Source organism: Microbispora sp. ATCC PTA-5024 (genome assembly GCF_000511135.2).
GTDB lineage: Bacteria > Actinomycetota > Actinomycetes > Streptosporangiales > Streptosporangiaceae > Microbispora > Microbispora corallina.
Genome location: NZ_KI866523.1, coordinates 862,464 through 886,565, shown reverse-complemented (window position 1 = coordinate 886,565; position 24,102 = coordinate 862,464). Strand labels below are relative to the sequence as shown.

Genomic DNA, 24,102 nt, shown 5'->3' with positions numbered 1-24,102 from the left:
CTTCACCGTGATCGGCTGGAGTTACACCGCGCGAGGGGACGTCACCAGAGCTGCGGCCAGGCTCCCAAAACACCGGCACGATCGCGGGGAAGCATCATGAGGGAGATACAGCCGTGTTGGCCGGGTTCCCTCGGACATCGGAGCGTGTGGGGTCAGGCGATCACGATCAGCATGACCGCCATGCCCAGTGTCATGAGGTCGTGGTAGGACAGGTCGTTTCGTCCGGTCGCCAGTTGCGTATGCGGCGTCCTCGCCGCCGGCTCGCTCCGGGCGAGATCGAACCCGCCGGTGAGCCAGCGCAGTGCCAGGGCGAGGAATACCATGGCCAGGACGATCATGGTGTCCGAGCCGGTGAGCGTCATGGCGGCTGCACTTCCCGGTGCACGCATGTGCATGCCGGGCATGTCCATCATGCTGGAGACGCTTTCGCCACCGCCGACGGAAGAACCGGCGCGCATCGTGTCGGCCATCCAGGCGGCTGCGGTCATGGCGAGGGCGTGCGGAGCGGCGTGGAGGACCCGGTACGGCAGCGGCGCGGCCGACGATCGAACGAAGCACGCGGCGGCCAGGAACCAGACGGCCGCGAGGGAGAAGAACACCACCTGCGGTCTGGCGGGGACGCGCATGCCCCACGGCCAGGTCATCACGGCCATCGCCACGGCCATCAGGGCGTGCAGGGCGTGTGTGACACGCTCGAGGGCAGGATCCCTGGCAGGTGCCCCACCGTCGCGGGCCGCGCCCGCACGCCACGCCGCCTGCCCGGCGACGACGGCGAAGCAGACCGTCAGCAGCCAGTGCAGAGCAGTCACCGGGATCACGCTGTCCTTACCTTTCTCCTGCGCCGGACGCTGTCGATCAAGCAGGATCGGTCGAAGCACCGGGCGACGGCCTCATCCCGGCGCCGATGCTCAACTGCATACCGGGCCCGTTGTGCGACGGCGGCGTGCTTTCCACGGACCGATTCCCTTCACCGTGATCGGCCCGTGGACCCCACGTCATCCGCCAACGTGACAGCGTCAGGGCAAGGGCCCGGCAGCAAGCTGACAAGCACCCGCGAAAGATCGCCGTCAAAGATCAAGCAAAGGATTCTCGCGAGTGCTACGGAGCGGCTGAAGTCAGGCCATTGAGTACAAGACCCATTCGGACATCGCTGACCCCGGACGGCATCTTCAGCGACTTACAGGGAATCCTTCAGGACGACATTACTGCGGAGGCATTCGCTGGGAATATTCCTCGATCTCCACATTCGGGTAACGAAGATGGGAACGCGCTGCGATCTCGGCTTCGTCGAGGAATACAGTCATCGGTACCCCTGGAGCGCAGAGCATGAACACCACGAACCGGCTCGTGATGTCATCCCGCAGATTAGCCGCCTTATAGTGAACGACGTCACCGCCGGGCTCCCAGAATCCCTCCCCGGCCTTGATGGTGTAGGGCTTCCCGCCCTCCAGCTCGAACAGCATCTCCCCTTCGAGCATGTACCCGAACACGGGGCCGGAGTGACGGTGTGGTGTCGGGCCAGGATCGCCCGGCGGAAGTTCCACGACCTGCATCATCCCATGCGTTCCCTCTGGGAGGTTCGGGATCCCCTTCGCGCAGATGTCAAATTTCTGCATCTTCGACTCTGAACCCGGTTCAACTTGCACTTTTCACCTCGAACTGAACTTTTTCGATTTGTCGGCTGAACGCACTGCTCATATGTGTCGGTGGATGCGATGTACGCCATCGCGCACGATCGCCCCCACCTTCCGGCGCCTGATCCCTTCGTCGCCCGCTCTTGCGCTCTCATCAGGGGGACGAGGTAGCGCCCGCGAGTGTGACAGCTCAGACGCGCACAAGTTCGTCGGGATTGAGACGAACCGCCCATCCGGGGTCTCCATGAGGCAGGTCGAGCGGGAGATCACGGCATCCGTGTGCGCATCGCGGTAGGTGCGCGAGCGCCGAAGAACTGGCTGACCTGCGCTGATGCACGAACCCGTACGAGCGGCCCGTCGCCGCCGCCAGTCCGCGCACGGTCTCCCCCGCCAGATACCGCCGCTTGTACTCAGCGCGGAGCGTCTCCCACTCATGCTTACGCAGCTCACCCACCGCACCCACCCCTGTCCGATCCCGTTCACGCGGCCGCCGCTCGGCCGGGCTAAGGCTTCGGGAACCATGACCGGTCGGCCTCAGACGACCGCGATCAGGCGCTCCGTTATCCACTGAACAGATGGCAGATGTCACCCCCTGCCACAGCCGGCATACATCCGCTCGGGATCAGCTGGGGAAACAGGCGATGATCCATCCCGCGTATATCCCGGCGAGGGCTGCTCAGGGTGGCGTACGGCTGCGCATGGGTGAAACGATCAACGGCGTCTGAACCGAGCGAATCCGCTGGTCAGACGCCGTGTACGAGGTTGAGCGGAGAGCGTGGGATTCGAACCCACGAGACCGGTCACCCGGCCTAGCGGTTTTCAAGACCGCCGCCATCGTCCACTAGGCGAGCTCTCCCGGACGCCTCGGCGGCGCCACGTGCAGCTTAGTCTCTCACCGCCCCGGGCGTACCCGGGACGGTGATCAAACGCGCTGCGGAACGGGCTACAGGTGGTCGGGGATCTCCGAGAAGCGGCGCTCCGCCAGGGCCTGGGGGCCGGCGAAGGCGTCGCCGACGGAGGCGGCCAGGCGGAGGTACGCGTCGCGGGTGGCCTCCTGGAGCCGGTCGAGGTCGATCTCCGCGCCCTCCTCCAGGTGGGGGTCGTACGGCACACGGACGACGGCCCGGCAGCGGGCGGCGAAGTGGGCCTCCAGCCTGTCGAGATCCACGGTCGACTTCGAGCGCGGCCGGACGCTGCACAGCACGACCGTGGCGGCGCGGACGAGGTCGCCGTAGTGGTGGGCCTCCAGCCAGTCGAGCGTCGCCGAGGCGGCCCGGGCGCCGTCCACGGACGGCGAGCTGACCAGCACGATCTGGTCGGCCATGCCCAGAACGCCCGACATGGCCGAGTGCAGCAGGCCGGTGCCGCAGTCGGTGATGCAGATGGAGTAGAAGTTCTCCAGCACCTGGGCCACCGCGTGGTAGTCCTTGGCGCTGAACGCCTCCGACACCGACGGGTCGCGGTCGGAGGCCAGGATCTCCAGGCGGGACGGCGCCTGGGAGGTGAAGGCCCGGATGTCCACGTACCTCTTGATCTGCCCGCGCTCGTTCAGCAGGTCGCGGACGGTCGCGGAGGTCTCCAGCTCGACCTTGTCGGAGAGCGTTCCACGGTCGGGGTTGGCGTCGACGGCGATGACGCGGTCGCCGCGGACCTGGGCGAGCGTCGCGCCGAGGCCGACGGTGGTGGTGGTCTTGCCGACGCCGCCCTTCAGGCTCAGGACGGCCACACGGTGGTGCCCGCCGGCGACCGGCGTACGGGCGCGGTTGACCAGCTCACGACGGCGCCGCACCTCCGGCGGCTCGCCCGGCTTGATCAGCCCGGCGGATGCCTTGTAGACGATCCGCCGCCAGCCCGCGGCGGGAGCGTTCCTGCGGCCCTTCAGGAGGGTGACCGGGTCGAGGCTGTCGGCGTTCGGCTTGCCGCCCGTCGAACGCGAGGGCGCGCTGAACGCCGCGGCCGGCGGCGCCTGCCGGCGGCGCGGCTGGTACGGCTCCCGCTCGTCGGCGACCCCGCGGTCCCGCTCCGCCACCGGTCCACGATCACGCTCGACGGCCGGCCCGTGGTCCCGGTCGACGACCGGGCCGCGATCGCTCGCGCCCCGACCACGATCCACGCCGCCGCCGCTGTGATCACCGCCCCGGTCGATGTCGAACGGCCGGCGCTCGGCCTGCGAGGCGTCGATGCCGGCGCCCTGGTCGTACGGCCTGCGCTCGTCGGCCGCCAGGTCCTCACGCAGGGACCCGGCGAAGGCGTTCTCGCTCCGCGGAGCGACCGCGAACGGCGGCTCCGCCGGCCCGAACGACGTGTCCGCGGGCCCAAAAGACGTCTCCGGAGGCCCGAACGGCTTCTCCGCGGACCCGAACGACGGCTCCGCAGGCCCGAACGGCGTCTCGACGGGCGTGAAGGGCTCCGGCTTGTCGGCCGCCGGCGCGGACTCGCGTTGGTACGCGGGCTCCGCCCTGGCCGACTCCACGGGGACGGCCGGCTCCAGCCAGCCGCGCAGCGACCGCTCCTGGGAGGCCGCCTCGTCCGCCTCGCTGTAGGGGTTGGCGCGGGCGTCCCCGTCTCCGAACGCGCCGACGTTGTACGCGTCGGTGTCCCCCGGGGACTCGCCGAACGCGCCGCGCGACCGCTCGCCCCCCGACGGGTCCGCGAAGGGCGCCTTGCCCAGGGCCCCGGGCGGCGAGGTGGGGTAGTCGTCCTCCTCGGGCTCGTCCGCCCTCCGGGACTCCTCGGCCGTCTCCTCGGCCGCGCCCGCGGCCTCCGCGGCATCCTCGCTCTCGAACGGCTCGCGCCGGGCGGCGTCGCCGTCGGACGACTCCCGTCCGGCCTCGTCGTCCGTCCCGGCGCCGAACGCGTTCGCGCCGCCACGCTCCAAGGGGCCGCGCTCCGAGCCGCCACGCTCCGAGCCGCCACGGTCAAGGCCGCCACGGTCAAGGCCGCCACGCTCAAGGCCGCCCCGTTCCGGGCCGCCCCGCGACTCCAGGCCGCCGAGCGGCTCCCGCCCGCCGAAGCCCGGCTCGTCGCGGAAGGCCTTCTCGCCGCCGAAGGCGTCGCGGCGCGTGTCGCGATTGCCGAAAGCGGGCTCGTCGTGGAAAGCGGTCGTGGCGCCGAACGGATCCGAGGTGCCGTACGCGGTCTCACTTCCGACGGAATCCGGCTGACCGAAAGCGGTATCCCGGCCGAAGCCGTACGGGGAGTCCTGCCCGCCGCCGAACGCCGTCTCGCCGAACGCCGTCTCCCGGGACGGGCCGTAGCCGGAGTCCGCGAGGCGTCCGCGTCCCTCGGAGGTGTCCGTGTCGCCCTCCGCCACGGGGGAGCCGTACACCGACTCGACCGCGCCGCGGAACAGGCCGCCGGACGCCGGCTCGGACGGCACGAGGCTCCACGGGTCCTTCGGGTACGGCGAGGCGATCTCGGGCTCGGCGGGCGCGGGAGGGGGTGGAGGGGATGCCAAAGAGGCGGACGTCACCGCGCTGACCGCGATCTCCACCTCGTCGGGCATCTCCTTGATCGCGTCGAGCCACGCGAGCTGATCCTCGAGAGAATGGGGATCCTCACGATCATGTCTCGCCACCGTGTACCCCCTTGGGACGGGCTAATGGGGCAGCAAACACAATGCAGATTAGCGCCACGTAATACGGTGAATGCGGGCAACCGCCGAGTTCTCCGCCACGATACTTTAGGTCACATGCGTGCGATCGTGATTTCGGAACCAGGCGGACCTGGGGTTTTGGCCTGGCAGGAAGTCCCGGATCCCCGTCCCGCCAGGGGTGAGGTCGTCATCGATGTGGCCGCGTCGGCGGTCAACCGGGCGGATCTCCTCCAGCGGCAGGGCTTCTACCCACCGCCTCCGGGGGCGTCCGATATCCCCGGGCTGGAGTGCTCCGGAGTGATCAGCGAGATCGGGGAGAACGTCGAGGGCCTCCGCGTGGGCGACCAGGTGTGCGCCCTGCTGGCCGGCGGCGGGTACGCAGAGAAGGTCGCCGTGCCGTGGCAGCAGGTGATGCCGGTGCCGGACGGCGTCCCGCTCTCCGAGGCGGCCGCGCTGCCGGAGGTCGCCTGCACGGTCTGGTCGATGGTGTTCATGGCCGCCCGGCTCCGCAAGGGCGAGACCCTGCTCGTCCACGGCGGCGCGAGCGGCATCGGCACGATGGCGATCCAGCTCGCCAAGGCGTTCGGCTCCACCGTGCTCGTGACGGCCGGGTCGGCGGAGAAGGTCCAGCGGTGCCTGGACCTCGGGGCCGACGAGGGCGTCAACTACCGCGAGGAGGACTTCGCGGAGCGTTTCAGGGGCCGGGCCGACGTGATCCTCGACATCATCGGCGCCAAGTACCTCGCCGGGAACCTCGCCGCGCTCGCCACCGGCGGACGGCTGACGGTGATCGGCATGCAGGGCGGCACCCGCGGCGAGCTGGACCTCGGCACGCTGATGGCCAAGCGGGGCACCGTCCACGGCGCCGGGCTGCGCACCCGCTCAGTCGACGACAAGGGCGTCATCTGCCGCGGGGTGGCCGAGAACGTGTGGCCGCTGGTCGCCGCCGGGGCCGTCCGGCCGGTCGTGCACGCGACGGTCCCGATGGAGGACGCCGCCCAGGCCCACCGCCTGCTCGAACAGGGCGAACACATCGGAAAGATCCTGCTGACCCGGTGAGCTAGGTTGGATCCGGTGAGCACGCGGTGACCCACCGGATCCCGGAATCAGGAGTTGTCAACCATCCATGAACGCAGACGAGAGCACCCCACAGATCGTGGTCGTGGGGCCCCAGGGCCTCTCGGTCTCGGGCACGAACGGCAAGAAGGGGGAGCAGGAGGAGCGATCCGTCGCCGAGCTGGTCGAGCAGCCGGCGAAGGTGATGCGCATCGGCAGCATGATCCGCCAGTTGCTCGAAGAGGTTCGCGCGGCCCCTCTCGACGAGGCCAGCCGGCTGCGGCTCAGGGAGATCCACAAGAGCTCGATCAAGGAGCTGGAGGAGGGGCTCGCCCCCGAGCTGGTCGAGGAGCTGGAACGGCTCTCCCTGCCGTTCAGCGACGACAACGGCGCCGCCCCCAGCGACGCCGAGCTGCGGGTGGCCCACGCCCAGCTGGTCGGCTGGCTGGAGGGGCTGTTCCACGGCATCCAGACCACGCTGTTCGCCCAGCAGATGGCCGCCCGCGCCCAACTGGAGCAGATGCGGCGCGCCCTCCCCGGCGGCGTCGCGCAGGGCCCGGACGACCAGGGGCACCGGGGCGCCGGCGGGCCCTACCTGTAGAGCGCACAAAGACCGGGCGCCCAGAAGGCCTCAGAAGAGCGTCTCGAGCACCCGGGCCACCCCGTCGTCGTTGTTGGCCGCCGTCACGTGATCGACGGCGGCCATCACGTCGGGGTGGGCGTTCGCGACCGCGTACGACGTGCCGGCCCAGGTCAGCATGGGCAGATCGTTCGGCATGTCGCCGAACGCCACCACCTCGGCCGGCTTGATCCCCCGCTCGTCGGCCAGCGCGGCCAGCGCCGACGCCTTCGTCACGCCGTACGCGCTCATCTCGATCAGCGCCCGGCCGCTGGAGTGGGTGGGGGTGACGATGTCGCCGACCAGTTCGAGCGCCCGCAGGTGCAGCTCGTCGGGGTTCATCGACGGGTGCTGGGCGAGCAGTTTCGCGCAGGGCCGAGAGGTGAGCGTGGCCGCCCCCACCTTCCGGTCGGAGACCTCGCGGGAGTCCCAGCCGCCGAGGGCGAAGTCGGACTCATGGGCGAAGCCGCCCTCGTACTCCACGGAGAACCTCAGGCCCGGCACGCGGTCGCGCAGCCGCCGCACGGACTCCTCCAGGATGTCGGGGGCGATCAGGTGCGCCTCGACGATCTCCTCGGTGTGCAGGTCGTAGACGAGCGCCCCGTTGGCGCAGATGGCCAGCCCCCGGTGCCGTACGGCTCCCGCCACGGTGTGCATCCAGCGGGGCGGGCGGCCGGTCACGAACACGAGCGTCCCCCCGGCGCGCTCCACCCGCGCGAAGGCGGCGGCCGTTCGAGGGGAGATCGTTCCGTCGGTGCGCAGAGCTGTGCCGTCGAGGTCCGTGGCGACGAGGCGGGGGCAGGTCATGACAGGTTCCAGTGTGCACCGTGACGACGCCGGTCACCGACTCGGACGTCCACAGGTCGAGAAATCTCGGCCTTACGTGGAACACCAACGGGCTACATAGTGTTAGATGTGAAGGCGTTGTATTAGCTGTTCCCGTAGCGAAAACCAGTTTGACTGTATGAGCCACCCGGGGAGCTGTGCGACACACCCGGGGTTCACGAGGTGTGGACCCCAAGATTCACTTCCTTAGGGAGAGCAGTAATGGCTCAGGGAACCGTCAAGTGGTTCAACGCTGAGAAGGGCTTCGGCTTCATCGCACCGGACGGCGGCGAGCCCGACGTGTTCGTGCACTTCTCCGCGATCACCGGTAGCGGCTACCGCAATCTGGAGGACGGCCAGCGGGTCGAGTTCGAGGTCATCGCGGGCCCGAAGGGTCCGCAGGCGTCCAACGTCCGGGGTATCTGACCTGACTTGACGGAGGGCGGGGTCCGCGCGGCGGATCCCGCCCTTCGCACGTCCGGACGGTCCAGTGGGGCCCGTCGCGAGCGCGCACGAAGGCCGTGTGCGCGCCTCAGGGCCCGTACACCGGCCCGTGGACGGCGAACGGCCGGCGCCCCCCTCCCGGGGCGCCGGCCGTCGCCACAGGCACGGGCTAGCGCGAGACGGGCTCCAGGACGTCGAGCCCCACGTACGGCCGCAGGGCCTTGGGGACGACGACAGAGCCGTCGGCCTGCTGGTGGTTCTCCAGGATGGCCACGATCCACCGGGTGGTCGCGAGCGTGCCGTTCAGGGTCGCCACGTGCTGGGGACGGCCCTCGGCGTCGCGGTAGCGCACCCGCAGCCGCCGCGCCTGGAAGTCGGTGCAGTTGGACGTCGAGGTGAGCTCCCGGTAGCGGCCCTGCGAGGGGATCCACGCCTCGCAGTCGAACTTCCTGGCCGCCGAGGTGCCGAGGTCGCCCGCCGCCGTGTCGATGATCCGGTACGGCAGCTCGACCTTCTCGAGCATCTCCTTCTCCCACGCCAGCAGCCGCCGGTGCTCCTCGTGGGAGTCCTCCACGCGGCAGTAGGAGAACATCTCGACCTTGTCGAACTGGTGGACCCGGATGATGCCCCGGGTGTCCTTGCCGTACGAGCCGGCCTCGCGGCGGAAGCAGGACGACCACCCGGCGTACCGCATGGGCAGCGCGCGCGAGTCGAGGATCTCGTCGGCGTGGTAGGCCGCCAGCGGCACCTCCGAGGTGCCCACGAGGTAGAGGTCGTCCTCGGGGAGGCGGTAGATCTCCTTGTCGTGGGCGACGTGGAAGCCGGTGCCCTGCATCGACTCCGGCTTCACCAGCACCGGAGTGATCATGGGTGTGAAGCCCGCCTCGACGGCCTGCTGCATCGCCATGTTCAGCAGCCCGAGCTGGAGCCGCGCCCCGACGCCCTTCAGGAAGAAGAAGCGGGCGCCCGACACCTTCGCGCCGCGCTCGATGTCGATAGCGTCGAGCAGCTCGCCCAGCTCCACGTGGTCGCGCGGCTCGAAGTCGAACGACGGCTTCTCGCCGATCTCCTCGATGACGACGTAGTCGTCCTCGCCACCGGAGGGGGCGCCCTCCTCGACGATGTTCGGCACCGACAGCAGCAGCTCGTCGAGCTCGCCGGCCAGCCGGTCGGCCTCCGCCTCCGCGACCTTGACCTGCGCCGCCAGGTCCTTCGCCCGGTCGAGCAGCGCCTGGCGCTCGTCCCCGGACGCGCGGGACACCGACTTGCCGATGCTCTTCTGCTCGGCGCGCAGAGACTCGAAGCCGTTCAGCGCGGAGCGGCGGCGCTCGTCGAGGCCGAGCAGCCTGTCCACGACCGAGTCGTCCTCGCCACGGGCGCGCTGCGACGCCCGGAGCCGGTCGGGGTCCTCACGAAGGGTTCGCAGGTCAATCACGGATCAAAGGCTACCGGAGCCGGTACGGCTCCCGCCCATCACAACGAGCCCGGCGCGCTGCTCAGGTCTGACCGTTCCTGATCCGCTTTAGCCAGCCGGCCGCCTCGGCGAAGTCGTCGTCGGCCGTACCGGCCCTGATCTGCGTGGCGACCCGGTCGGCTCGCGGATAGCTGCCCAGGAAACGCAGGTCGGCGCACAGCCGCCGCAGGCCCGAGATCGCCTCGCCCACCCGCGCGTCGGCGACGTGGCCCTCACAGTCGAAGTGGAAGAAGTAGCGGCCGATGCCGTCGCCGGTCGGCCGCGACTCGATCCGGGTGAGGTTGACCCCGCGCACGGAGAACTCGCTCAGCATCTCCAGCAGCGCGCCCGGGTGGTCGTCGCGCAGGAACGCGACGAGCGAGGTGCGGTCGGCCCCGGTCGGCTCGGGCAGCGGGCCCGGCGGGCTCACCCGGACGAAGCGGGTCACCGTGTCGGAGCGGTCGCCGATCCCGGACGCGAACTCGTCCAGGCCGTAGTACTCGGCCGCGATGGCCGGGCTGATCGCCGCGTCGTACGGCGAGCCGGGGGCGGCCACCTCCTGCGCCGCGCCCGCCGTGGACGGCCACGCCATCACGAGGGCGTCCGGCATCTCGCGCTCGAGGTATCCCCGGCACTGCGTGATCGCCGCCGGGTGGGAGATGATCCGCTTGATCTGCGGCAGCTCCGTGCCCGGCCGTACGAGCAGCGAGAACTCGACGGGAAGCAGCAGCTCGCCGGTGATGAGGAGCGGGCCGCCCCAGGCCAGCTCGTCGAGGGTCTGGGTGATCGCCCCCTCGACCGAGTTCTCCAGCGGGACGACGGCCCCGTCGGCCTCGCCGGTGCGGGCGGCGTGGAGCGCGGCCGCCACGTTCGCGGCGGGGAGCCGCTCGGCGTCGGGCGCGAGCCTCCGCAGGGCGGCCTCGCAGAAGGTCCCCTGAGGGCCGAGGTACGCGAGCTTGGGCATGTCATCCAGGGTAACCGCCGCCGACGCCCCTCACGTGCCGGAACGTGCACACCTCGGCGCGCCGCCCGCCCTGGGGGAACGCCTCACCGCCGTCCGCCCCCCGGCGGACGCCGCGCAGCGGCGCCTGCCTGGGAACGCTCAGCGGCGGACGCGGTGCGGCTCGACCTCGGGCCCGATGCCGAGCCGGGCGGCCCGCACGGCGTGCTCCTCCTCGGGCGACAGCGGCTGCAGGCCCTTGCCGCCGCACACCACCCGGACGTACGTCCGGGTCTCGGTGCGCCCGTTGATCGAGGTGAGCACGATGCCGTCGCCGAAGCCGTTGATGAGCGCGACCGAGAACGACAGTCTCCCGGTCATCTCCTCCAGCGCGTCGTAGCGGTAGACGGCGACGTCGCGGATCGCCTTGCTGTCCACGGCGCCGTCGAAGGCCTTGCGGCGGGAGAGGGCCTCCAGGCACTCCTCCACCGACGATCTGGCGGTGCGCAGCATGAGGATGCCGATGGACACGCCGGTCACTCCCGACAGAACCCCGGCCATGACCAGAACGGTGACCAGCACGACACCGAGGGTAACCAGACGGTCACGCGGACGTCTCCCGAACGGCGGATGAGGGCTCCACCGTCCGGCGCCGGGGCAGCCAGGAACCGAGGACCCAGACGAGCGCGACGGCGCCGAGCCCGAAGGCGTCCTGCACGATCTTGCCCACGACCGGGCTCAGGACGGGGATCTCCAGGGCCTTGATCGACACTCCCCACCACGGGATGGGCAGCACGTAGAAGAGCCAGACCCCCGCCGCGACCAGCAGCCGGGTCCGGTCGCGGCCCGTCCCGGCGATCGCGGCGACCACCACGACCACCCAGGCGATGTGGTGGATCCACGCGACCGGGGACAGCAGCACCGCCATCAGCCCGGTCAGCGCGACCGCCGTCATCGGGTCGCCGTCCAGGTGGGCCCGCCGGGCCCGGCTGAAGCCGTACCAGCCGATCGCGGCGACGGCGGCGAGCCAGATCAGCGAGGTGGCGGTGTCGGGCAGGTAGAGCCGGAGCAGCATCCCGCGCAGCGACTGGTTGGTGGTCGCGGCGTTCGCGCCGAGCCGTTCGGAGTCGAGCAGGGCCGAGAACCAGTAGCCCCGGGCGTCCTGAGGGATCACGAGGAACGGCACGACCGTGAGGAGGGCGGCGGTGAAGGCCGCCATGAAGAAGGCCCGCCGCTGCTCCCGGTCGCCGCCGCGCGGGGGGAACCCGGTGACGGCCAGGTAGACGAGGAAGACGCCGGGGGTGAGCTTCACGGCCGTCGCCAGGCCGATCAGCATCCCGCGCGGCCACCTCGGCCTGCGGGCGGCGCAGTCGAGCAGGCACAGCGCGACCAGGAAGAGGTCCACCTGGCCGAAGCGGATCTGGTCCCTGATCGGCATGAGGTACGCGCACGCCGCCGCGAGCACGGCGAACACCATGGGGACGGCGAGGGGCGACCGCGCGAGCCGGAGCGGCGGCCCGTCGAGCGGCGGCCCGTCGAGCAGCGGGCGGAACGCGAACCGGACGACGACCGCGAGGGCGACCACGATCCCGGCCGTCCACACCCACTGGGCCGCCGGCCACGACATCTCCGCGAGCGGGACGGCCAGCATCGCGGCGACGGGCGGGTACGTGAAGGGCAGGAGTTGCGGCGCGGGGGTGATCACCCCGTACACGGGAAGGCCGAGCAGGAGGGCCCAGCCGCCCGTACGGTAGACGTCCAGGTCGACCAGCCGCTGGTCGGCCGGGTTGGTCAGCCAGTAGGCGATCAGCGGGGCCGCCGCCGCGGCTTCGACCACGAGGGCCAGGGCCCACGCCCAGAGCGGTCCCCTGCCCGCGGTCGTCCGGCCAGTCGTCACGAGCAGGCAGGTTACCGTGGACGCTGTCCCGACCGTTTCCGCTCTCGAGCCGAGGAGCCGCGCAGCCGTGCCAGCCGACGGTGGTCCCCGACCCCTGCCAGGCGTCCCGCCGGTCCCGCCCCTGCCGCCCCGGCAGACGGCGGCAGGGGCCGGCGTGAGGCCGGGCGGGGTGCGGCGAGCTCTTGGGCGGGGGATCCGAGTCGTGCTGGCGGCGATGATCCTCTGCGTGGCCGGGCTGGCCTCGTGGCCGTCGCTGGCATCGGCATCGGCATCGGCAGCGGCAGCGTCGGCATCGGCGGCCTCCGCGCCCGCCGGCCGGGTGGTCGTGATCGGTGTGCCCGGGCTGCAGTGGGACGACCTCGACCCGGCCCGTACCCCCGCCCTCTGGCGTCTCGCCGGCACCGGCGCCACGGCGTCCCTCTCGACGCGGGCGGTGCCGCCGGAGGGGCTGCCGGTCACCTGTCCGATCGCGGGGTGGCTCACGCTCTCCGCGGGCCAGCGCGCCGCGGCGCCCGGCTCGGCGTGCGCGGCTCCCCCGGCCCCCGCCGTCGCCGCCGACGGGTCGGCCACGATCCCCGGGTGGGCGGAGCTGGTGAATCTCCAGCGGTCGAGCCCCTTCCAGGCCACCGTGGGCCTCCTCGGGCGCACGGTCACCGCGGCGGGCGGCGCGGTGGCCGCCATCGGGCCGGGCGCCGCCCTCGCCGCCGCCGACCAGTCCGGAAAAGTCAGGAAATATGCCGCGAGCGTGGCCGAGTTGCCCGACCTCAGGCCGTACACGCTCGTCGTCGCCGAGGCCGGACAGATCGCCCAGGCGTGGACCGCCTCCGGACAGGGCGGCGCGAGCCCGGGCACGGCGACCGGCACCGCCGGCGCTCCCGCGGACGGACCGACCGGGCCGGGCGGCCCGGGCGCGCGGGATCTGAGTCCGCAGGCGCGCAGGGCCGCGGTGGCGGCCGCGGACCGGACGGTGGGCGAGATCCTCGCCCACGTGCCCGCCGGATCGACCGTGCTGGTCGCGGGCCTGTCCGACTCCGGCTCGACCGCGCACCTCCACGTCGCCGTCGCCACCGGCCCCAGCGGCGCGGCGGCGACCACCGGCGCCACCACGACAGCGACCACCCCGGCGACGTCCGCACGACCCGAGACCGGCGACGACGCGACAGGGGCGTACCGGAAGGGGTGGCTGACGGCGACCTCCACCCGGCAGGAGGCGCTGGTCACGCTCACCGACCTGACCGCGACCGTCACGCACGTGCTCGGGCTCGGCACCCCGGACGGCGTGGTCGGCAGGGCGTGGGAGAACGGCGGCGAGGGCCCGGCGCCGGCCCGGGAGACGGCCGCCCGGCTGGCCGACGCCGATCTCGCCAGCCAGGTGCTCCGGCAGGTCAGGGAGCCGTTCTTCATCGTGCTCGTGACGGCGCAGGTGCTCTTCTACGTCCTGGCGTCGATCGTGATCCGCCGCGCCCGCCGGATGCTCGGGGTGACGCGGGTCGTGGCGACGATCAGCGGCGCGGTCCCGGTGTCGGTCTTCCTGGCCCAGCTCGTGCCGTGGTGGGGCTTCGCCCATCCGATGCCCGCCCTCCTCGCGACGATCCTCGGCATGGCGGTGGTCGTCGCGGCCGCCGGCTTCGCGGGGCCGTGGCGGTCGCACGTCCTCGGCCCGCTGACGGCCGTCGCGGGCGTGAGCTCGGCCGCCCTCCTCCTCGACGTGGTCACGGGCTCCCGGCTGCAGGTGAACGCGGTCGCGGGCTACGAGCCGGTCACCGGGGGCCGGTTCTACGGCTTCGGCAACATGGCGTTCGCCGTCTACTCGACCGGGACCATCCTGCTCCTCGCGGGGGTCGCGCACGCGCTGCGCCGCAGGCCGCGGCTCGCCGCCCTCGTCTGCCTGGCGTACGGCCTGGTGGCGGTCGTCGCCGACGGCTGGCCGGCCTGGGGTGCCGACTTCGGCGGCGTGCCGTCGTTCGTCGTCGGCGTGGCGGTGTTCCTGCTCATGGTCACCGGACGGCGGGTCTCGGTGGTCCGGCTCGGGCTCGTCGGGCTGGCGGGCGTCGCGCTCATCGCGCTGATCGCGGTCGCCGACTGGCTGCGGCCGCCCGACCGGCGCACCCATCTCGGCGGCTTCGTGCAGCAGGTCGTCAGCGGGGAGGGCGGCTCGGTGATCGGACGCAAGCTGGGCGCCATGCTCCACACGCTGGGCAACCTGCCGCTGACGCTGCTGTCGCTGGTCGCGCTGGCGTTCCTGTTCCTCGTGCTGTACCGGCCGTCCCGGTGGGGCGCGTCCGCGCTGAGCCTGGCCTACGAGCGCGCTCCGGAGCTGCGGGCCGGGCTGTTCGGGGCGCTGGCCGCCGCCCTGGTCGGGTTCCTGATCAACGACTCGGGGATCGCGATCCCGGCCATGGCCCTCACGGTGGCCGTTCCGCTCACGCTCGCGGCGTCGGTACGCGCCCTGCGGGACGAGCCCGCCACGCCCACCACGCCAGCGCGACCGTCAGCGCCAGCAGGAACGCCGGCACCGCCTGCGCCCTGACCACGCTCACCAGCCAGCCGAGGTCCGGGGGCTGGCCCGCCTGCCGGGCCGGCAGGTACGCCAGGGAGAGGGCGGCCAGCCGGGCGACCAGGAAGGCGTCCAGGCCCGACGCGGGGACCAGTGCGAGCAGCCCGAAGGCGAGCCCGTCGTACCAGGGCAGCGCGTACGGCGTGGCGAACAGCCAGGCGACGGCGAACGCGAGGGCGACCGCGGGCGCCTCGGCACCGTCCCTCAGCAGGCCGTCCGCGGACATGCGGCGCAGGAGCAGCGCGGCGAGGCCGGCCAGCACCACCAGCGACCCCAGCTGGATCTCCAGGTGGTACGCCCCGGGACCGAAGACGGCCTGCGCCGCCGTCTTCACCAGCTTCCAGGGCGTCGCCAGCGACACCGTCTTGCTGGCGTTCAGGACCTGGTCGAGCGCGTGCGGCCCGGCCAGCCAGTACAGCACGAGCACGACGACCGCCGCCGGCACGGCCACCGCGGCCAGCCGCCGGGGCCGCCTGCGCAGCTCCCAGGCCACCCCGAGGGCGACCAGGCCGGATGTGACCTTCACCGCGATCCCCAGGCCGAGCGGCAGCCCCCGGCGGTACACCACTCCGGCGACGACGAGAGCGGTGGCGATCGTGTCGAGGTGCATCCCGGCCGCGAGCTGGTAGACGACGAGCGGGTTGGCCGCCCACAGGAGCGCCGCGCGGCGCTGCCGTACGGGGTCGTCCCGGGTGGCCCGGTGGAGCACGACGGCCAGGGCGACGAACGCGCCCGCGTTGGCCGCCTCCATCGCGAAGACGGTGAGCCGGAGTGAGCCGCCGCCGATGTGGGCCGCGACGGCCTGCACGAACGTCGCCACCGGTCCGTACACACTGGGCGTGGTGCGCCACTCCTCCACCCGGCCGATGACCGGGTCGCCGGGGAGGTCGGCCGGCACGGTCGCGTACGGGTCGTGCCCGAGCGCCGCCATCCGGCCGTACGCCGCGTAGTTGAGGTGGTCGGAGGAGCCCGACGGCGGGAGGAACGCCAGCGCGACGGCGGCCAGGCACCCGGCCAATGCCGTCCAGCGGGCCGGAGGCATCAGTTCGGCGGCCCGCAGCCCGGCGGCCAGCCCGGCCGCGCCCAGGAGGATGGCGGCCGCGCCCAGCGCCACGACGAGGTGGCCGTCCGGGTCGAGCCCCAGGGAGTACGGCGGCTGCCAGGGCCGGCCCGGCAGGGCGGGGACCATGGCCGACGACCCGAGGAGGCCGATCGCGATCGTGCAGAGGACGGACAGGGGAGAGGCGGCGAGCGCGACGAGCCGTGCCCGCGCGTGGCCCGGGGAGGCGGATAACGGCAGGCGTTCCCGGAGGGTCACGGCCGGAGGCGGGGGCGGATCGCGTCCCTGCCCTGCTGGACGGCGGGCTCCCGGGCGGCGAGGGCCAGGCCGACGTCGCGGAGCTGCCGGGCCCGGTGCATCTGGGAGCGCCAGTCGGTGCCGGTGGCCCGGTGGGCCATGTCGACCTCCACCTCGGCCACCCGGAACCCCTTGCGGAGCAGGTCGATCGTCATGCCGGTCTCGACGCCGAAGCCGTGGGCGAGGGGCCGCGCCGCCTCGAAGGCGGCCCGGGTCAGGCAGCGCTGGCCGTTGAGCGGCTGGGTCGCCTCCCATCCGGTCAGCCGCCTGATGCCGTCGCGGGCGAGGCGCACGACCATGCCGTGGCCGCCCAGCTTCACGCGGGCGGCGAACGCGGCGATCGTCATGTCGGCCTCGGCAAGGCGCACCGGCACGATCAGCGGCAGCGCCGCCCCTGCGGTCTCGCCGAGGTCCGCGTCGAGGAACAGCAGGTGCCGCGGTTCGTCCTCGTCGAGGAGGCGCACGGCCTCGGCCCCGCTCTCCATCGCGGCCGCCTTGCCCCTGTTGCGGCTGTGCCGTACGACGCGGGCGCCCGCCGCCCTGGCCGCCCGGCCGGTCTCGTCGGTCGAGCCGTCGTCGACCACGACGACGAGATCCACGCCGGGCAGCTTCAGGGCGGCGGTCACGGTGGCGCCGATGCGGTCGGCCTCGTCCTTGGCCGGGATCACCACGGCGGTGTCCGGCCCAGGGACCACGAGGTCACCCATGCGGCTAGCCCTGGTGCTCGGCCGTGAGCAGGTCGTCCGGCAGGGTCTCGTGGACCGTGAAGACCGAGTCGAGCCCGGTCACCTGCAGGATCTTCCGTACGGCCGGCCTGGGCGCCGCCACTTCGAGCCTGCCGCCGCGCTCGCGCAGCCGCTTGAGCGCGGACAGCAGCACGTTCATGCCGGTGGAGTCGCAGAACTCCACCCCGGACATGTCGATGACCACTCGATCCGGCCCGGTCTCGAGCAGACGGGTGAACTCCGCCTGCAGCCGGGGAGCGGTGTACAGATCGATTTCGCCGGCGACGGCCATGACGGCCTGACCGGCGTGGGATTGCGTCGCGACTTTGAGCTCCACGAGGCGCACACTAGCGCCGTCCCGGCCCCGGGTCACGTTCCAGCGGAATCGTCGAAGAGTCGTCCGCCCTTTGTCCCCGATTCCGCTCGCACGCAAACGGTGAGTGCGCGAAGCTTGACGCTATGCGACGCCGGCTTTCGCCGGATGGAGGGCCCGGAACCTCCGCGTCTTGGTCGTCACTTCGTGAAGGAGGGCGGGCGCCGAGCACAGTGGGCCCGAAAGCATGATGAACAATGACTTTCCTGAGGATCCGCAACGCCGGAGGCTGCGGGAGCGGCTGGAGGTCATCCAGGTCCGCACCGAGAAGGCCTCGTCGTGGCGGGACGCCACCGAGCCGCTGCGCGGTCTGGTCAACCGGGAGGGGTTCGTCCCGGTCAGCGCCCGGCTCGCGGCCGAGGACCTCGACTTCCTCGCCGAGGCGAGAGAGGAGCTGCTGAGCTTCTCCGAGCTCGGCATCCGGCTGCTCGACCTGCACCAGCCCAGGGACGCCGGGGGCATCTCCAGCGATCCCTCCCACCCCATCCTGCGATGTCGCAGCTGCATGTGGCGCTGGCCGTGCCCGACGTTCCGCGCCATGGCCGAGGCGTTCACCGTACGAGATCGGGACGCCCTCCGTGAGCCGGACGGGGAGTTCCCGGCCTGGCGCGGGCAGCTCGAACACCAGGGAGAGCGCTAGCCGGAAACGGGTGCAGAGGCGGTCGTACGCTCCGGGCGAAGGGGACGCGAACGACACCGGGCGAGCACCAAGGCGGGCGAACACAAGGGCAGGCGAGTGGCGTTCACAGCGTGGTGGGACGAGGGCGGCGGCGCGGCGGTCAGGCGCTCCCGGCGAGGGGGATGCGGATGTCGAAGCGGCAGCCGGGGCCCTCGTTGACCACGCCGATCTCGCCCTCGTGGGCCTCGACGATGCCCCTGGCGATCGCGAGGCCCAGCCCGGCGCCTCCGCCCTGGCCCGGCGTCCGGGCGGCCTCCCCGCGGAAGGCCACCTCGAAGACCCGCGGCAGGTCCTCCTCGGGGATCCCGCCGCAGCAGTCGAGCACCGACACCGTGGCCGTCTCGCCGTCCGCCGTCGCGCGGACCGAGACGGTCCCGTCGGCGGGCGTGTGGCGGATCGCGTTCACCACCAGGTTCCGTACGGCGCGGGCGAGCTCGTCGGCGTCGACCTCCACCGGCAGGCCCGGGTCCGCCTCGCCGAGCAGGCGCACCCGCTTGGCCCTGGCCAGCGGCTCGACCCCGGCGAGCGCGTCGGCGAGGAGGTCGCCGAGCCCGACCCGGCCTCGGCTGAGCTTCAGCGACCCGGCGTGGATCCGGGACAGCTCGAAGAGGTCGTCGACCATCCCGGAGAGGCGGTCGACCTCCAGCCTCATCTGCGCGTGGTAGCGCCGGACGGTGCCGGGGTCGTCCACCACGCCGTCCTCCAGGGCCTCGGTCATCGCCCGGAGCCCGGCCAGCGGGGTGCGCAGGTCGTGGCTGACCCAGGCGACCAGCTCGCGGCGGGCGCTCTCCAGGGCCCGCTCGCGCTCCCGCCCGAGGCGCAGCCGCTCGTACGCCTGCTCCAGAGCGGCGGCGATCGTGCGCAGCTCGGCAGGGAGCGGGTCCTCCGGCGGGGTGAACCGTCCCGAGGGCGGCACCTCGTCCAGGGCCTCGACGAGCCGCCTGCTGGCGAGCACCACCCGCCTCGCGTTGATGAGCGCCACGCCGAGGCCCACGAGCCCGCCGATCGCCACGACCGTGAGGACGATGTTCTTCGGCCGCCCGTCGATCACCATCTCGAGCGTGATCGCCACCACGCCCGCCAGCGTCGCGGCCACCGTGACGACCGCCACGACGGCGAGCATCACGCCGATCGACCGGCGCCGCAGCGCCCGCAGCAGCGCGAGGCCGAGGGCCGCGATGGCGATCCCGAGCCCCGCGGTGACCGCGACGATCTGGAGGATCATCGCAGCGGCTCGTATCGGTAGCCGACGCCCCAGACCGTGACGATGCGCCGCGGCTCGGTCGGGTCGGGCTCGATCTTCTCCCGCAGCCGCCGCACGTGCACGGTCACCGTGGAGGAGTCGCCGAACGACCAGCCCCACACCTGGTCGAGGAGCGCGGCCCTGCTGAACGCCTGGCGGGGGTTGCGCAGCAGGTAGACGAGCAGGTCGAACTCGCGGGCCGTCAGGGTGATCTTCTCGTCCGCCAGCCGCACCTCGTGGGCGCCCACGTCCACCACGAGGTCGCCGTCGCGCAGCACCCCGGTGCCGGTGGGGACGAGCGCCCCACGGGCCCGGCGGAGCACCGACTGCACCCGCAGCGCCAGCTCGCGCGGGCTGAACGGCTTGGTCACGTAGTCGTCCGCGCCGGTCTCCAGGCCGACGACCCGGTCGATCTCCTCGCCGAGCGCGGTCAGCATGATCACCGGTACGGGCCACCGCTCGCGCAGCTTCCGGCAGACCTGAAGGCCGTCCATCTTGGGCAGCATGAGGTCGAGAACGAGCAGGTCGGGAGGGTCGGCGAGGGCGCGCCTGAGGGCCTCGGCGCCGTCGCCGACGCACTCGACCTCGTGCCCGTCGCGCTCCAGGTACCGCGCCACGACCTCGGCCACGGTGGGGTCGTCGTCCACGACCAGGACGCGGGATGCGGGGGTGCCGGTCATCGGACTCCTCGGGACGCCATGTCCCCACGGTAGGCCCGCTTCGCCGCCCCTCCGCCCATGTGTCACCGGACCGTAAGACCCGCGTCCGGAGTCCTATACCGAACGGGCATGATTCACGTGAAACCCCAGGCATGATCCCCATTGCGCTGCGGCGCCGCCCATAGGACGGCGACGGCCGTACGGGGGACCGCGGCGACGTCCCGGCGATCACTTGTGGATCAAGCTCGCGGTTGTCGGTGCCACCGCGTACCTTGTGGCTATGGCCCGTACCGCACTGACCGTTCTGGGGATCATCCTGGCCGTCTGGCTGGTGTTCGGATTCGTGATCCCCGCGCTGTTCGCGACGTTGAAGTTCCTCTTCGTCATCGCCGTCATCGCGTTCCTCGTCGTCGCGGCGATCACCGTCGTCGGGAAGCTGTCGCGCTGAGGTGAACGTGCTCCAGGCCGCCCTCGGATCGCCGGCGTGGCTGCTGGCCGAGGTGCTCGCCGGGTCTCCCGGGCTCGGCGTGGCGACCGCGCTCGGGCTGACCGGCGTCGCGGTCCTGGTGCTCGCCTGGATGATGCTCGCCGGTCCGGTCTCGACGCCGGCCGTCGAGCCGCCCTCCGCGCGCCGGGCGGGCCGCGGCGCGCCCGTCTTCGTCCGGCTGCGCGATCCGGACACCGCGGGGCGACCACGCCCCCGGGCGCCGTCGGGAAGCCCGGCGCCCGCCTGATCACCGAGTGATCGCGGGCGCCTTCGTCATGCCCTGTTTCCTCCGCAGACGAAAGGCTTTCCCGTGTTCGACGTCGTGCTCGTCCCCGTCTACCACCTCTTCACCGGTCTCAGCGGTCTCGTCGGCCCCGCGCTCGCGATCGTCGTCTTCACCCTGGCCGTACGGCTGGCGCTGCTCCCGCTGAGCGTGCGCGTCGCCCGGGTCCAGCGGATCCGGCTGCGGCTCCAGCCGCAGGCCGAGAAGCTGCGCGCCCGCTGGAAGTCCGACCCGCAGCGGCTGCTGCGCGAGACCAACGCCCTCTACGCGAAGGAGGGCGTCTCCCCGCTGTCCGGTTACCTGCCGGCGTTCGCGCAGTCGCCGTTCTTCATGGTCACCTACCGGCTGTTCACCTCGGTCGCCATCGCGGGGCACCCCAACCTGCTGCTCGCCCAGGGCCTGCTGGGCGTGCCGCTCGGTGAGCACTTCGGCGCCGTGCTGGCGGGCGCGGGCCTGGTCAGCGGCCCAGGCGCCGTCTTCCTCGTGGTGCTGGCCCTGCTCGCGGCGGTCGCCTGGATCGCCGCCAGGCGGATCGAGCCCGGCACGCCGATGCGGCGGCTGCTGATGGCGATGCCGTTCTGGACGGTCGCGGTCGCGACCGTGCTCCCGCTGGCGGCCGGGGTCTACCTGCTGGTGAGCTCCGCCTGGACGACCGCCGAGCGGATCGTGCTCTACCCGCGCGCCGCGCGCCTCGCCTGACGGTCCGTCGTCGCACCGGCCGTCCGAGGCGCTCGCGCCCGGGCGGCCCGGCGGGGTCGACGCTCAGCCGACCTCACGGAGGGCCGGGGTTGCGGTCATGCCGTTGTGACCGTTTCGGGCGGGCCAGGAAGCGGCGACGACGGCCCACACCGTGGTGGCCTCCTCGTCGTGGCGGACCCCCCAGCGTTCGGCCAGGTACTCCACGATGCCGAGCCCGCGCCCGCCCAGGGAGGAGAGCGTGGGACGGCCGGCCCTCGGCTCGGTGTGCGCGCCGCCGTCGCTGACGGCCACCTCGATCTGGCTGTCGGAGCACATCCAGGCCACCTTGAGCTGGCCGGACGGCAGGGGATGCGCGTGCCGCAGGGCGTTGCTCAGCAGTTCGCTCAGGACGAGGACGACGTCGTCGACGGAGGAGGAGACCAGCCCCGCGGCTGCCAGTTCGGCACTGAGGCGCTGGCGTGCGACGGCGACGCTCGACGGTGCGTACGGCAACATCACCACGCTCGACGCACTCACCTCCCCGATTCCCTTCCCCCCGCGGAGTCCAGCTCCACGACCGAAATGCCCCGTTCACTCGTCGGGGAAACCGTGCTCCGATCACAGCTTGTGCACAATGGACAATAGATCAGCTCTTGGGTGGTGACACCGTTACCGGTCCGGTGTGTCGGACCACGCGGGCAGGCCCGCGGCCTTCAGGACGACCCGCATGCGCGTCCCGCCGTCCGGCCGGGGGAGCGCGGAGACGTCGCCGCCCTGGGCCCGGGCGAGGCTGCGCACGATGTAGAGCCCGAGCCCGACCCCGCCGAACCTGCGCCGGTCGCCGCTGTCCGCCTGGACGAACCGTTCGAAGACCCGCTCCCGGTCGGCGGGGGCGATGCCGATCCCCTCGTCGTCGACGACGAGGACCACGCTGTCGTCCTCCCGCCGGGCCTCGACCCGGATCAGGCCGCCGTCCGGGGAGTACTTGAACGCGTTCTCCAGGAGCTGGCCGAGGAGGATGTCGGTGGCCAGGGAGTCGCCGTACACGGGTGGGAGGTCGGGCGGGATGTCCACCTCGACCCGGTGCCGGGCGGACAGGACGGGCAGCCCGAGGGTCGCCGCCCGGACACGCTCGGCCAGGTCGAACACCTCCACCTCGACCTTGAGCTCGTCGGCGCCCGCCCGCGCGCCGAGCAGCAGGTGGTCCATGAGCCGCCCGAGCGAGCGGGCCCGCTCGGCGATCGTGTGCACAGCCGACCTGCGCTCCTCGTCCGACAGGTGCTCCCAGCGCGAGTCGAGCGTGCTGGCGAAGCCGCGGACGATCGTGATCGGCGTGCGCAGCTCGTGGCTGGTGGTGGCGAGGAACAGGTCCTTGGCCTCCTCCAGCTCCTTGGCCCTGGTCACGTCGCGGAAGTCGACAACGATCTCCCCCGTCTCCCGGATCTCGGCGCGCAGGACGTCGAGCCACCGGCCGGACGGGAGCTGGATGGTGAGCTTCTCCCCCGGCTCCGGCAGCGGGAACGGCGGCGGCCCGCCGACCGCCTTCTCCCCGGGCACGCCGGTGAGGCGGGCCGCGGCCGGGTTCCACCGGACGACGGAGCCCGTGCCGTCGAGCACGGCGATGCCGTCCGCGCTGGCGTCGAAGACGGCCCGCTCGTGGGCCCGCTGCCGTACGGCGTCCTGGTAGGCCATCGCGTTGCCCACGGCGATGCCGGCGTGGCCCGCGAGCAGTTCGAGGAGCTCCAGCTCCAGATGTCCGGCCTTGCGCCGGGCGAACAGGGCGTAGAGCGCTCCATACGGACGGCCGCCGACGGCGGCGATCCCCACGGCGATCGTGTGGAGCCCGGGCAGGCGCGCCCAGATCAGGTCCTGGAAGCCGTCGGGCCCGGTCTCCAGCAGGACGGTCTTGCCGGTGCGCAGCAGCTTGCCGACGAGGCTGGTGTGCAGGCCCGCCGTGACGCCCCGCATGGCCTCGGGCAGCTCGTGCAGCCCGACCAGCCGCAGCTCGTCCCCCTCGATCGACACGAAGCCGCCCGCGTCGGCGCCGGTCAGCTCGGCGAGGCTGGCGGCGATCCGGTCCAGGACGACGGGCAGGTCGAGCTCGGCGTTGATGTCCCCCACGACGTCGGTCAGCCGCCGGACGAGCCGGGCCCGCCGGGCCGCCCGCCCCTGGGCGGCGTCGTCGTCCTCGGCCGGGTGGTAGACGCTGACGTACCCGAGCAGCGTGCCGTTCTCCGAGCACAGGGCGCTGGTGTCGACGCGCAGGTCGAGCAGCCGCCCGTCGCGGTCGAACCGTTTGGTGCGCAGGGAGACGGTGCCGCCGTTGCGCACCCGTTCCAGCACCGCGTTGTGCTCGGCCATCAGCTCGTCGGGGACGATGGGCGCGCGCCTGCCGAGCAGCTCGGCGGCGGGCCAGCCGAACAGCCGTTCCGCCGCGCCGTTCCACGTCAGCACCGTCAGGTCGCGGTCGAGGGCGACGACGGCGTCCGGCGAGCTGGCGACGACGGCGCGGGCGAGGCCGTCCTCGTCCCCCTCGTCGATACTGGAGTCACCCACGTTCCCATCGTGCCGTCTTTCGCCAACCGATCTTGGGCTTTT

The 24,102-nt window shown here is 72.4% G+C and carries 24 protein-coding genes and 1 tRNA gene; 8 read left to right on the top strand and 17 right to left on the bottom strand.

The genetic code is table 11. The features are described 5' to 3' along the window. Positions 1 to 152: 152 nt before the first annotated feature. The 5 genes from MPTA5024_RS16660 to MPTA5024_RS42240 all read right to left on the bottom strand — a co-directional run bounded on the left by MPTA5024_RS16660 (position 153) and on the right by MPTA5024_RS42240 (position 5,211). On the bottom strand, positions 153 to 878 hold the full coding sequence (locus tag MPTA5024_RS16660) for a DUF5134 domain-containing protein (RefSeq protein WP_157099504.1): 726 nt from the start codon (positions 876 to 878) through the stop codon (positions 153 to 155). A 324-nt stretch (positions 879 to 1,202) separates the two neighbouring features. Beyond that, positions 1,203 to 1,646, bottom strand: a complete 444-nt coding sequence (locus MPTA5024_RS16655) for a cupin domain-containing protein (protein ID WP_232326496.1) — start codon at positions 1,644 to 1,646, stop codon at positions 1,203 to 1,205. A 178-nt stretch (positions 1,647 to 1,824) separates the two neighbouring features. After that, a complete protein-coding gene (locus MPTA5024_RS44645) occupies positions 1,825 to 2,088 on the bottom strand; it encodes a helix-turn-helix domain-containing protein (protein WP_442922050.1) in 264 nt (87 codons plus the stop codon). A gap of 313 nt (positions 2,089 to 2,401) precedes the next feature. After that, a tRNA-Ser gene (locus MPTA5024_RS16650) sits at positions 2,402 to 2,490 on the bottom strand. 87 nt (positions 2,491 to 2,577) lie between these two features. After that, the gene (locus MPTA5024_RS42240; RefSeq protein ID WP_232326495.1) at positions 2,578 to 5,211 is read right to left on the bottom strand and encodes a nucleotide-binding protein; all 2,634 of its coding nucleotides are present in this window, start codon (positions 5,209 to 5,211) and stop codon (positions 2,578 to 2,580) included. Positions 5,212 to 5,325: 114 nt separating this feature from the next. On the opposite strand from MPTA5024_RS42240, the gene MPTA5024_RS16640 reads away from it, so the two are divergent. After that, on the top strand, positions 5,326 to 6,288 hold the full coding sequence (locus MPTA5024_RS16640) for an NAD(P)H-quinone oxidoreductase (RefSeq protein ID WP_036324952.1): 963 nt from the start codon (positions 5,326 to 5,328) through the stop codon (positions 6,286 to 6,288). Between the two features lie 67 nt (positions 6,289 to 6,355). Continuing rightward, positions 6,356 to 6,886, top strand: a complete 531-nt coding sequence (locus MPTA5024_RS16635; protein WP_036324951.1) for a bacterial proteasome activator family protein — start codon at positions 6,356 to 6,358, stop codon at positions 6,884 to 6,886. Positions 6,887 to 6,916: 30 nt separating this feature from the next. Here the strand turns inward: MPTA5024_RS16635 and MPTA5024_RS16630 are convergent, their stop codons facing one another. Further along, on the bottom strand, positions 6,917 to 7,711 hold the full coding sequence (locus MPTA5024_RS16630; protein ID WP_036324949.1) for an HAD family hydrolase: 795 nt from the start codon (positions 7,709 to 7,711) through the stop codon (positions 6,917 to 6,919). A 240-nt stretch (positions 7,712 to 7,951) separates the two neighbouring features. On the opposite strand from MPTA5024_RS16630, the gene MPTA5024_RS16625 reads away from it, so the two are divergent. After that, positions 7,952 to 8,155, top strand: a complete 204-nt coding sequence (locus MPTA5024_RS16625; protein WP_030511000.1) for a cold-shock protein — start codon at positions 7,952 to 7,954, stop codon at positions 8,153 to 8,155. 187 nt (positions 8,156 to 8,342) lie between these two features. Here MPTA5024_RS16625 and serS read toward each other — a convergent pair whose 3' ends face one another. The 4 genes from serS to MPTA5024_RS16605 all read right to left on the bottom strand — a co-directional run bounded on the left by serS (position 8,343) and on the right by MPTA5024_RS16605 (position 12,463). After that, positions 8,343 to 9,608 (bottom strand): serine--tRNA ligase, encoded by a 1,266-nt coding sequence (gene serS / locus MPTA5024_RS16620; RefSeq protein ID WP_036324947.1) that lies wholly within the window; start codon positions 9,606 to 9,608, stop codon positions 8,343 to 8,345. 61 nt (positions 9,609 to 9,669) lie between these two features. Further along, complete coding sequence (gene pheA, locus MPTA5024_RS16615; RefSeq protein ID WP_036324945.1) at positions 9,670 to 10,590, bottom strand: prephenate dehydratase; 921 nt, start codon at positions 10,588 to 10,590, stop codon at positions 9,670 to 9,672. Positions 10,591 to 10,728: 138 nt separating this feature from the next. Beyond that, a complete protein-coding gene (locus MPTA5024_RS16610; RefSeq protein ID WP_051458256.1) occupies positions 10,729 to 11,148 on the bottom strand; it encodes a DUF4446 family protein in 420 nt (139 codons plus the stop codon). A gap of 22 nt (positions 11,149 to 11,170) precedes the next feature. Further along, positions 11,171 to 12,463, bottom strand: a complete 1,293-nt coding sequence (locus MPTA5024_RS16605) for a glycosyltransferase 87 family protein (RefSeq protein WP_051458255.1) — start codon at positions 12,461 to 12,463, stop codon at positions 11,171 to 11,173. A gap of 325 nt (positions 12,464 to 12,788) precedes the next feature. Here MPTA5024_RS16605 and MPTA5024_RS16600 point away from each other — a divergent pair, with 325 nt between their 5' ends. Further along, positions 12,789 to 14,993: a hypothetical protein gene (locus MPTA5024_RS16600; RefSeq protein ID WP_157099503.1), complete on the top strand. Its 2,205-nt coding sequence runs from the start codon at positions 12,789 to 12,791 to the stop codon at positions 14,991 to 14,993. Here the strand turns inward: MPTA5024_RS16600 and mptB are convergent. The 3 genes from mptB to MPTA5024_RS16585 are packed head-to-tail and all read right to left on the bottom strand — an operon-like array spanning position 14,887 to position 17,439. After that, entirely contained in the window at positions 14,887 to 16,338 is a 1,452-nt protein-coding gene (gene mptB, locus MPTA5024_RS16595; protein WP_051458253.1) for a polyprenol phosphomannose-dependent alpha 1,6 mannosyltransferase MptB, read from the bottom strand. The genes MPTA5024_RS16600 and mptB overlap by 107 nt on opposite strands. Then, the gene (locus tag MPTA5024_RS16590; RefSeq protein ID WP_036324943.1) at positions 16,335 to 17,084 is read right to left on the bottom strand and encodes a glycosyltransferase; all 750 of its coding nucleotides are present in this window, start codon (positions 17,082 to 17,084) and stop codon (positions 16,335 to 16,337) included. The genes mptB and MPTA5024_RS16590 overlap by 4 nt, the downstream gene beginning before the upstream one ends. A gap of 4 nt (positions 17,085 to 17,088) precedes the next feature. After that, a complete protein-coding gene (locus MPTA5024_RS16585) occupies positions 17,089 to 17,439 on the bottom strand; it encodes an STAS domain-containing protein (protein WP_084369861.1) in 351 nt (116 codons plus the stop codon). A gap of 223 nt (positions 17,440 to 17,662) precedes the next feature. Between MPTA5024_RS16585 and MPTA5024_RS16580 the strand changes: the two genes are divergently transcribed. After that, positions 17,663 to 18,115 carry a hypothetical protein gene (locus tag MPTA5024_RS16580; RefSeq protein ID WP_232326494.1) on the top strand — a complete coding sequence of 151 codons (453 nt, stop codon included), beginning with the start codon at positions 17,663 to 17,665 and terminating at the stop codon, positions 18,113 to 18,115. A 139-nt stretch (positions 18,116 to 18,254) separates the two neighbouring features. Here MPTA5024_RS16580 and MPTA5024_RS16575 read toward each other — a convergent pair whose 3' ends face one another. Continuing rightward, positions 18,255 to 19,379: a sensor histidine kinase gene (locus MPTA5024_RS16575; protein WP_036324941.1), complete on the bottom strand. Its 1,125-nt coding sequence runs from the start codon at positions 19,377 to 19,379 to the stop codon at positions 18,255 to 18,257. Next, on the bottom strand, positions 19,376 to 20,077 hold the full coding sequence (locus tag MPTA5024_RS16570; protein WP_036324940.1) for a response regulator transcription factor: 702 nt from the start codon (positions 20,075 to 20,077) through the stop codon (positions 19,376 to 19,378). The genes MPTA5024_RS16575 and MPTA5024_RS16570 overlap by 4 nt, the downstream gene beginning before the upstream one ends. A gap of 259 nt (positions 20,078 to 20,336) precedes the next feature. Between MPTA5024_RS16570 and MPTA5024_RS42235 the strand changes: the two genes are divergently transcribed. The 3 genes from MPTA5024_RS42235 (at position 20,337) to MPTA5024_RS16560 (ending at position 21,525) form a co-directional block, all read left to right on the top strand. Then, positions 20,337 to 20,504 (top strand): hypothetical protein, encoded by a 168-nt coding sequence (locus MPTA5024_RS42235; RefSeq protein WP_198167189.1) that lies wholly within the window; start codon positions 20,337 to 20,339, stop codon positions 20,502 to 20,504. A gap of 1 nt (position 20,505) precedes the next feature. Next, positions 20,506 to 20,790, top strand: coding sequence for a DUF6412 domain-containing protein (locus MPTA5024_RS16565; protein WP_036324938.1), 285 nt, complete (start codon positions 20,506 to 20,508; stop codon positions 20,788 to 20,790). A 63-nt stretch (positions 20,791 to 20,853) separates the two neighbouring features. Continuing rightward, entirely contained in the window at positions 20,854 to 21,525 is a 672-nt protein-coding gene (locus tag MPTA5024_RS16560) for a YidC/Oxa1 family membrane protein insertase (RefSeq protein WP_036324937.1), read from the top strand. A gap of 63 nt (positions 21,526 to 21,588) precedes the next feature. Here the strand turns inward: MPTA5024_RS16560 and MPTA5024_RS16555 are convergent, their stop codons facing one another. Next, positions 21,589 to 22,041 carry an ATP-binding protein gene (locus MPTA5024_RS16555; RefSeq protein WP_332310617.1) on the bottom strand — a complete coding sequence of 151 codons (453 nt, stop codon included), beginning with the start codon at positions 22,039 to 22,041 and terminating at the stop codon, positions 21,589 to 21,591. 132 nt (positions 22,042 to 22,173) lie between these two features. Beyond that, positions 22,174 to 24,060 carry an ATP-binding protein gene (locus tag MPTA5024_RS16550; protein ID WP_051458251.1) on the bottom strand — a complete coding sequence of 629 codons (1,887 nt, stop codon included), beginning with the start codon at positions 24,058 to 24,060 and terminating at the stop codon, positions 22,174 to 22,176. Positions 24,061 to 24,102 lie beyond the last annotated feature (42 nt).

What these genes read in the sequence shown, in the direction of transcription:
- MPTA5024_RS42235 (WP_198167189.1), top strand. Translation starts at nt 20,337, where the DNA reads ATGGCCCGTACCGCACTGACCGTTCTGGGGATCATCCTGGCCGTCTGG.
- MPTA5024_RS16570 (WP_036324940.1), bottom strand. Translation starts at nt 20,077, where the DNA reads ATGACCGGCACCCCCGCATCCCGCGTCCTGGTCGTGGACGACGACCCC.
- MPTA5024_RS16625 (WP_030511000.1), top strand. Translation starts at nt 7,952, where the DNA reads ATGGCTCAGGGAACCGTCAAGTGGTTCAACGCTGAGAAGGGCTTCGGC.
- MPTA5024_RS16580 (WP_232326494.1), top strand. Translation starts at nt 17,663, where the DNA reads ATGATGAACAATGACTTTCCTGAGGATCCGCAACGCCGGAGGCTGCGG.
- MPTA5024_RS16590 (WP_036324943.1), bottom strand. Translation starts at nt 17,084, where the DNA reads ATGGGTGACCTCGTGGTCCCTGGGCCGGACACCGCCGTGGTGATCCCG.
- MPTA5024_RS16635 (WP_036324951.1), top strand. Translation starts at nt 6,356, where the DNA reads ATGAACGCAGACGAGAGCACCCCACAGATCGTGGTCGTGGGGCCCCAG.
- MPTA5024_RS16640 (WP_036324952.1), top strand. Translation starts at nt 5,326, where the DNA reads ATGCGTGCGATCGTGATTTCGGAACCAGGCGGACCTGGGGTTTTGGCC.
- MPTA5024_RS16630 (WP_036324949.1), bottom strand. Translation starts at nt 7,711, where the DNA reads ATGACCTGCCCCCGCCTCGTCGCCACGGACCTCGACGGCACAGCTCTG.
- pheA (WP_036324945.1), bottom strand. Translation starts at nt 10,590, where the DNA reads ATGCCCAAGCTCGCGTACCTCGGCCCTCAGGGGACCTTCTGCGAGGCC.
- MPTA5024_RS16575 (WP_036324941.1), bottom strand. Translation starts at nt 19,379, where the DNA reads ATGATCCTCCAGATCGTCGCGGTCACCGCGGGGCTCGGGATCGCCATC.